The organism is Microcystis sp. T1-4, from assembly GCF_000297435.1.
Classification (GTDB): Bacteria; Cyanobacteriota; Cyanobacteriia; order Cyanobacteriales; family Microcystaceae; genus Microcystis.
Genome location: NZ_CAIP01000431.1, coordinates 1 through 7,683, shown reverse-complemented (window position 1 = coordinate 7,683; position 7,683 = coordinate 1). Strand labels below are relative to the sequence as shown.

The 7,683-nt window shown below is 42.4% G+C and carries 8 protein-coding genes, 1 tRNA gene and 3 pseudogenes; 6 read left to right on the top strand and 6 right to left on the bottom strand.

From position 1 onward, the window contains the following. From MICAI_RS21520 to MICAI_RS21510, 4 genes and pseudogenes are all read right to left on the bottom strand, one after another. On the bottom strand, positions 1-263 hold a 263-nt coding region (locus MICAI_RS21520), incomplete at its 3' end, for a type I restriction enzyme HsdR N-terminal domain-containing protein (protein ID WP_039900690.1). 84 nt (positions 264-347) lie between these two features. Continuing rightward, a pseudogene (locus tag MICAI_RS28040) lies at positions 348-549 on the bottom strand (hypothetical protein); the annotation flags it as partial. Positions 550-936: 387 nt separating this feature from the next. Beyond that, positions 937-1,791, bottom strand: coding sequence for a prohibitin family protein (locus MICAI_RS21515; RefSeq protein WP_008207047.1), 855 nt, complete (start codon positions 1,789-1,791; stop codon positions 937-939). Between the two features lie 3 nt (positions 1,792-1,794). After that, positions 1,795-2,268 carry an EVE domain-containing protein gene (locus MICAI_RS21510; protein WP_008207045.1) on the bottom strand — a complete coding sequence of 158 codons (474 nt, stop codon included), beginning with the start codon at positions 2,266-2,268 and terminating at the stop codon, positions 1,795-1,797. Between the two features lie 88 nt (positions 2,269-2,356). Between MICAI_RS21510 and MICAI_RS26155 the strand changes: the two genes are divergently transcribed. After that, positions 2,357-2,539, top strand: a complete 183-nt coding sequence (locus MICAI_RS26155; RefSeq protein WP_008207042.1) for a hypothetical protein — start codon at positions 2,357-2,359, stop codon at positions 2,537-2,539. A gap of 48 nt (positions 2,540-2,587) precedes the next feature. Further along, positions 2,588-3,937: a sensor histidine kinase gene (locus tag MICAI_RS21500; RefSeq protein ID WP_008207040.1), complete on the top strand. Its 1,350-nt coding sequence runs from the start codon at positions 2,588-2,590 to the stop codon at positions 3,935-3,937. 19 nt (positions 3,938-3,956) lie between these two features. On the opposite strand, the gene MICAI_RS21495 is transcribed toward MICAI_RS21500, so the two are convergent. Then, positions 3,957-4,029, bottom strand: a tRNA-Glu gene (locus tag MICAI_RS21495). A gap of 127 nt (positions 4,030-4,156) precedes the next feature. Here MICAI_RS21495 and MICAI_RS21490 point away from each other — a divergent pair. Together MICAI_RS21490 and MICAI_RS21485 are read left to right on the top strand one after the other, a co-directional pair. After that, entirely contained in the window at positions 4,157-5,662 is a 1,506-nt protein-coding gene (locus tag MICAI_RS21490) for a hypothetical protein (protein WP_008207039.1), read from the top strand. Positions 5,663-5,899: 237 nt separating this feature from the next. Beyond that, positions 5,900-6,898 carry an Npun_R2821/Npun_R2822 family protein gene (locus MICAI_RS21485; protein WP_008207037.1) on the top strand — a complete coding sequence of 333 codons (999 nt, stop codon included), beginning with the start codon at positions 5,900-5,902 and terminating at the stop codon, positions 6,896-6,898. 24 nt (positions 6,899-6,922) lie between these two features. Here the strand turns inward: MICAI_RS21485 and MICAI_RS26150 are convergent. Then, positions 6,923-7,033: pseudogene (locus MICAI_RS26150) on the bottom strand (IS5/IS1182 family transposase); the annotation flags it as partial. A 165-nt stretch (positions 7,034-7,198) separates the two neighbouring features. On the opposite strand from MICAI_RS26150, the gene MICAI_RS26145 reads away from it, so the two are divergent. Both MICAI_RS26145 and MICAI_RS26140 read left to right on the top strand, forming a co-directional pair. Continuing rightward, entirely contained in the window at positions 7,199-7,372 is a 174-nt protein-coding gene (locus tag MICAI_RS26145) for a hypothetical protein (protein ID WP_008207034.1), read from the top strand. A gap of 170 nt (positions 7,373-7,542) precedes the next feature. Continuing rightward, positions 7,543-7,683 (top strand): annotated as a pseudogene (locus MICAI_RS26140) (IS630 family transposase); the annotation flags it as partial.

Sequence of the window (7,683 nt, the reverse complement as noted above, 5' to 3'; positions counted from 1 at the left end):
GGAGGCGATTTATGCCCATCATCATTATAAACAATAATATCCGCTTCTTTGGTCGATGATCCCATTGCTACGGGAACAAATAACCGAATCCGCTTTTGATCATAACCATAGGTCAAAACTAATTTTAAAAAAGTCTCAGCTTGTACCTGTTCTTCATGATTGCTATAATTTCGCTTTTTATTTTGATTAATATATGTAATATATTTCTGCTCATCATCTAACTTAATTAAGCCTTTTTTTATTCCTTCTTGAATTAAACTCATAAGCGTGTGATGGCCGATTCATTGACTGAGATAAAAAAATTATAATATTAACCGGGCATTTCAGGCAACCTACTGTTTAGCCCGTTAAAACCGGGGAATATAATTAAAAAGATGACGCATGACCACAAACTCCCAACAAATAACCCTGACGCTCCACCGTCCTCACCTGAGCTTGTCAACCCTTTAAGGAAAAATCAGGATTCCAACCCGCATATAAACCCACCCCCACCGGCACATACCGGGAAGCTGTCGCCAGTGCCGATCCCGAAAGACTTGCCGCCACCTGACACTAAATCTGGTTATTAACAACTGATTATTTATTTCCCCTTTTGCATGAGTGCCTCTCCTCTATAAGTAGCCTATAGTCAACGGATTAGTATGAGTGGGAGTTTTCTGATAGTAAAATGTAGTGGATTGTTTCAACTAAAATAGGGCAATAGATTTCGGCTTAAAGTCTTAAATTATAGAAGTTATAGCATTTTTCTAATACACCAAATTAGCTGAAACAATCCAGTAGGGTGCGTTAGACGGCGACAATTAGCAATCCGTCGCAACCTAACGTCGTAAAGTGGAAACGCTACTGCGTTAGTTTCATTCTGGTGGCGATTCATCTCCCGTTAACCGCCATGGGGTTTAACGGCAGTCCTCTCGCTCCATTGAGATAGACCCGAATTTAGGGGGTATTTTCTAGAAAAGAATCACTATAATTAAATAAAAATGGTACGCTGTTTTTTCCCGATCCATCCATCACTAAAACCCGGGGAATTTGCGCCCCACCTTCGCGCCAAGCTTCGATCGCTTCTTTCTGTAAAACCAATCCTCCTCCCTGTTCTTTTAAAGTTTCTGCTAATAGTCTTTGTGCCTCAGCTTTCCCTTTAGCGCGATTAATTTCTGCCTGGGCCTGTTGTTCCGCTTCTTGGGTGATATAAACGGCTCTTTGGGCGCGTTGTTCTGCGATTTGTTTATCTTCGACAGCCCGGGCGAATTCCGGAGAAAAATTCAAATCTACCACACTGGTATCTAAGACTAGAATACCATACTTTTCTAAGCGAGTCGATAGGGCATTATCAAAGTCTTCTTTTAACTCACTGCGTCGAGTAATTGCCTCCTCTACGGTTCTTTTAGCGGCGGCAATTTTAAAGGATTCTTGGGTTTGAGGGGCGATAATTTTAGCGACAATATTTTGCAGGGTGCCTTGGGTTCTTCTAATGACCACTACTTGCGTCGGATCGAGACGAAAATTAATCGCAAAACTAGCGGATAAATCCTGTAAATCTTTAGTGGAACTTTGGGCGGGAACTTCAAATTTTTGCACCGTAACATCGTAGATATCAACACTAGAAACAAAGGGAGGTTTAAAGTGCAATCCTTCCAATAAAACCCCGTCCTTAGCCTTTCCTAACACACTTAAAACTCCCGCTTGTCCGGGGGTGATAATCACATAGGCATTAAAGACCGCTAAAATGACAATAGCAGCTAATAATCCCCCGATCAGGGAAAGTAAATTAATAGCATCTTTCTGGTTCACAGTTTATACTCCTTGATGAGCGACTAAAGCGAGAATTTTTGTTGCGATCTCTTGATTGACAGGCATCACTGACAGACGATTTCCTGTCCTTACTAATAATAATTCATCGGCGGTAAAATTTTGTTTTAAAATTCCTAGGGGCAGCAGTTGGGGAAAAAGGCTATCAAACTCAACTTTAACCGTCCACCAGCGCGGGGAATCTGGAGAGGATTTGGGATCATAGTAGGGACTATCGCGATCGAATTGTGTGGGATCGATCATATCAGTTTGCACCACTCGCATCAAGCCGACAATCCCCGGCGGGGTCGTATTAGAATGATAAAAAAAGGCCAAATCTCCCCGTTTCATCTGACGGAGAAAATTGCGCGCCTGATAATTTCGCACTCCCTCCCAAATAGTTTGACCATCTTTTTTTAAATCCTCGATACTATAGACATCGGGTTCCGATTTCATTAACCAATAATTTAAATTCATCATTTATAGTTGTTATTAATTCAAATAAGCTCAAAAATATTTTTAGCCATTCCTGTCAGCCCTATCACCATAGGGTTAAATATAATTCACTTTGGCTGCTTTTGCCGAGCTACTCAAACAATTATTGAGAAGAATGTATCTAAAAATACTTTTGTTAGCGGCAATTTTTAAGGACTATAAGGGTTCAAGTCTAGCTATTCTTGGCAACCGTCAGTTTTTCCCTATAGCTAAAAATAATTTATTCCCAGCATTAAATCAATCAAATAAGCTGTAAAATAAGATACATTGCTCTAAAAATCTCTAGCCAATCCATAGATTATCGGTGTTCCAAGCCACTCGCCGCCGTTTAGCCTTATGGTACACTGTTGTCACTGCCATACTACTGCTTTTTCTCGCTACGGGAATGTATTTTTATGTGCGCCATACCCTAGTGGATCGCATTGATGATACCCTCAAACACATCATTGAGGTGGTAAATCGTTCCCTCGTGATCGAATCGATTCCCCCGAACCAAGGACGTTATCGCGTCGATCCCCTGGCAAGTTTTCCCAGTCAGGGTAAATCCGTCGAGGACGATCATATAGATTTGGAATGGTTCGATCCCCAAGGTAATCTACTTTGGTCAACTCTGGCCGAATCCTTAGATATTCCCCTCCATCCCCACCGTCAAGGAGAAACGATTCGCTTATCCGATAATCGTCTGCTGCGACAAGTAACCGAAAGGGTGGAAATCGGTCATTATGTTTTGGGATATCTGCGGGTAAGTCATCCTTGGTTTGAGGTGACAAAACCAATTAGACAGCTATTATTGGATTTAATCCTCGGAATTTGCCTGATGATTGCTAGTGTTGCCTGGATTGGTTGGTTTTTGTCCGGTTTAGCCATTCAACCCGTAAAAGAGTCCTATCAGAGTTTAAAACAATTTACCGCCGATGCTTCCCATGAATTACGCAATCCGATCGCCACTATTCAAACTAACGTGCAAATGGCGATCGCCTATCCCCAAACTGGCCATCAACGTTTGCAAGTGATCGATCGTTTAACGGAAAGATTGGGCAATTTAGTCAATGATCTGCTTTTTTTAGCCCGTTCTGATAGTGGCATCGTCCAACCGATCGAGCAAGCTGTACCTTTGGATGCTTTATTGATGGAAGTGGTGGAAGAACAGCGTTTAATCGCCGATAAGCAGGGAATTTCCCTCTCTTTGTCGATCGTGGAACCGGACCAAGAGGATTTTTCCTATAGCGATGAAATGTTTACTATGGGGGGAGATTGGGATCAATTAGCCCGTTTATTCACAAATTTAATTTCTAATGCCCTAAAACACGCTTTTTTGCCCGAATCTGAGCCTAAAAATGTGGCAGTGGAATTGGAGAAAAGTAAACGCGATCGACAATCGGTGTTACTGGTACGCGTCAAAGATAACGGAATCGGGATTCCCGAGGCTGCTTTGTCCCATATTTTCGATCGCTTTTATCGTCTCGATCCCGCGCGACAAAATTCTGCCACTTCCGGGGGAACAGGATTAGGATTAGCGATCGCTTTAGCGATTACCCTCAGTCATCATGGACAAATTAGCGTCGAAAGTCAGATCGATCGAGGAACAATCTTCACCGTCAGCTTACCGAAAAGCCATCAACGGGAGAAAAAAACCGAAAAGTCAGAAGCTTGATGCCTCTGACCTCTTTTCATACCCCCAAGGGAATTCGAATCCCTGTCGCCTCCGTGAAAGGGAGGTGTCCTAGGCCACTAGACGATGGGGGCGTGGATTTCAGACCTTTTTAAATATAACAATAATCTTTCTGGGAGTCAAGGGTTTTGGCCAAAATTTTTTTTATCCCGTCCTTGCACAATAGGATAGTCTAAATGAAGATGTTATCGCCCAAAATCCATGGCTGCCGATCCCTATAAAAGCCGACTGTTCAACCTGATCAACCGTCGTTTGATCCGTCTGAAAGATAACCTCGGCCGCGTCTCCCGTCGCGGTCAAAATGCGATCGCTATTGCCTTGCAAATAGCCCTCTATCCCGTCTATTTGCTGGTACAATCCCTGCGGATGACGGCTAATCAATTAGGGAACAGTCTCCAGAAACAATTATCACCCCCCGGAAAAGATGGGACGGATGCGATCGAAGAATTTCTCCAGAGCTTATCCGACCAAGAAACGGCATTTATTGGCATAGCAGCCGATCTAGAGGATCAAGCTTTAGTTTTCGTCACTAAAGATCACCAGACTGTTAAAATCACCGATAATCAAACCCAAAGACAAATAGAAAAACAAATTAGGACGGCACTGGCTAACTACGCCCTCGAAAAACGGAGAATTAAGCGATTAAATCGTCAATATCCGCCTTTATTACCGAATTTTACCGACAAAAATCCTGTCTTGCCTCCGATCCGTTGGTTTTGGAACCTACTACGCTGGGAACAACAGGGACAAATAGCGATCGCCATAGATCTATTCCAAGAATCCCATCTCGTCAAAACCCCGACACCACCCTCCTTACCACTGCCTAATTTAAATTCTCAAGCGATTTTACAGGTTATTGACGAAAAATTAGCAATTTTCGAGGCTAAATTTCTCGCTATCTCCCCCGCAATCCCCAGCAGTGTTAGCCACACCTCTAACCTACCTTCCGATCTCATTAACGAGTCCCCGAATCTGGAGAAAAATTCCTCCTATCTCTGGCGACTTTATTGGTTAATTTATGCGGCGATCGAGCATTTCTGGGCAAAAGAGAAGAATAATTTAGAATATAGTGCTGATTCACCCGCTTTATCGGCAAAATATCCCCTAAGTCTTCCTAATTCTCTGCTGATCACCTTCAAGCAACGTCTCCAGGATTGGCTAGAAAAACAAACCCAAGCGGATCCCTTCACGATCGGCAAACTCATCCAAGCGGCGATCGATCACTTCTTTGCCTCTGGCCAATCCCTGACATTTTCCGCCGTCAGTGAGCAGCCATGGCTAGAATCCGCCGATATCTTGGCTATTTCTCCCCAAGACTCCGAAAAACCGCGCATTAACCCCGCTCATCCCCTTCCCCAGTCCCTAGGCACCCCGTCCCATCCTCGCAGCACAGAAAAAGCTTTTATTCAAGAAAAACAAAATAAATCTTTACAAAAAATCCCCCCGGCCGCTGCCCAAATTACCCCTAGAGAATCCCCCCCCACAACCCAATTAGATCCCCGCTATGCCAAGGAGATAATTCAACCAATTAACGAAGAATGGTTAGAAACCGAATCAACCCCCGTCGGCTACGTTAAACACCCCTTAGAACGGATTTTAGAGGGATTAGATGCGATTATTTTATGGGTGGAGGAATTAGTCATTAAAATTTGGCGTTGGTTGCGGTACAATCGACGCATTTCTAAATTACTCAAACGCAAACGCTAAATCGATCGGTTTTGGGTATAGTCGATCGGGCAGTCCTTCTGTTGTGAGAAACTTGAGATTATCTCTAGGGACTTACCTCTATCAATCTTAGGGGTTGCACTGCACTCTTGAATGGGAATTGGCTGATCAGCAGTTAAAGTCATGGTCATAATCTGAAATTGCCGAAATTTATCGACAAAAATAAGCTAAACTAACGGCAAAGATAATAAGTTTTAATTTTTTTCCTTGGGATTACTTATGGACGGTATCTGTACCCTAGCCAATGATCGGGTTTACGATCAATTAATCGCTCTACTCAACAGCATCGAAGTAAATGGGGGAAAAGATCTTCCTGTTTGTGTCTATCCCTACGATGACAACACCGAACGGATCAGAGCGGAAATTGCTCAACGTCCTAACGTACAGTTGTTTGATAATCAGGAAATTATCGAACGCTGGGATAATTTCGCTAAATCTGCTTGGGACTCCCATCCTACGGCTAAAGAACGCTGGTTAAAGGCTGGTAGTAAAGGTTATCATCGTTTTGGTACCCATCGTCGTTATTGTGCCTTTGATGGGCCATTCGATCGCTTTATCTACATGGATGGTGATACCCTATTGATGAGTCCCTTAGATCGGGTTTTTGCACAGTTAGATAATTATGATTGTGTGGTCTACGATTTTCAGCACAAAGATATCACCCACGTTTATGAAGTTACTTCCCCAAAATTATTAGAAATCTTTCCCCAAGAACGTCTTAACCAAGAAATTTTCTGTTCGGGTTTTTATGGCTCAAAAAAAGGTTTATTTGACGGGGAACGCCGTAATTGGCTCATAGAACAATTGCGAGCAGGAGAAGCGGAAATTCTCTATCCGATGGCTCCCGATCAAACTATCGTCAATTATATGATGATGCGCTCAAATTTTTCTATATATAATCTAGCTCTTCAATTGCCTAAAGAAGAACGCACCGGCTGCTGTGTCACCTCTCACCATTTTCAGGCTTTAGATAATATTCTTTATGACCACGACAAACGTTTGACATACCTTCACTACATTGGTTTATCTTCCTCTCTGTTTACTCGACTTTGTAGCGGTGAAAATCTCGATTTTCCCTATCGAGATATTTTCTTACACTATCGTTATCTCTACGAACCTAGTCAACGTCCTGTATTTACCAGCAGTCCCAAACCCTATCAACCACCGACCCCAACTTTTTGGCAAAAAGTAACCAGAAAACTCGGCTTAGGAAAATAATAATTAGCTCTCTTGCAAAAGTAATCAAGATATATCTTTTTGTTGGTAACGAAGTTCGTAATTGTAGATACCAGCAATCAAATTCAATCTCAGACCAAATCGTCGTCTGGGATTTCTGTATCTTGAGGAAAGTAGATGAGCAACACCCTCGATCGATTGGTCAACAAGAAAAAAACCTCGGTTCCCCCCCGCATCGATGTGGTCGAATAAATCCTGCCAATTCCTTCAGAACAAAAAGAAAAAATTGCTCAATTAACTCAAGATGTTATAAAAAATTTAAGTCAAGACAGCAAGACATCTTTGAGTCAAGATACTAATACCGAAACAGTTCTGGATGATTTCGAGACGGTTCGCAATACTATCCGTCTTGATCGGGCGATCGATGATTCCTTGCGGCAGTTGTGTCACGACGAGAGAATTACCAAAGAAACACTACTGGAGGCGGCTTATCTTTACCTAGGGTTGGCTGAATAAATCTGAAAACCTTGTTGGGTAACACTTTTAGACCTTTTGTCAATCAAAAAGTGCCGGATACGGGAGTGATCAGGGGGAAAATGCAGGGACTTTTTCCCTGAAAATTAGGTAAGCTAAAACGCACTTAAACCACCTAAAATAGAAATAGTAATTTTAGAAAAATCCTACTTATGCCAGCCAAAGATTTCCTAGACTTAGAAGAAAAGAAAAACTTACAAAAAGCTCTTAAAGAAGAAGAAAGAGCAGAGGTTAGGGAAAGAATTTTAATGTTTCTCTTGCTAAACGACGGAAAAACTCAACGAGAAATAGCA

Coding starts and splice junctions, on each gene's coding strand:
- MICAI_RS21485 (WP_008207037.1), top strand. CDS start 5,900: ATGGACGGTATCTGTACCCTAGCCAATGATCGGGTTTACGATCAATTA.
- MICAI_RS21490 (WP_008207039.1), top strand. CDS start 4,157: ATGGCTGCCGATCCCTATAAAAGCCGACTGTTCAACCTGATCAACCGT.
- MICAI_RS21510 (WP_008207045.1), bottom strand. CDS start 2,268: ATGATGAATTTAAATTATTGGTTAATGAAATCGGAACCCGATGTCTAT.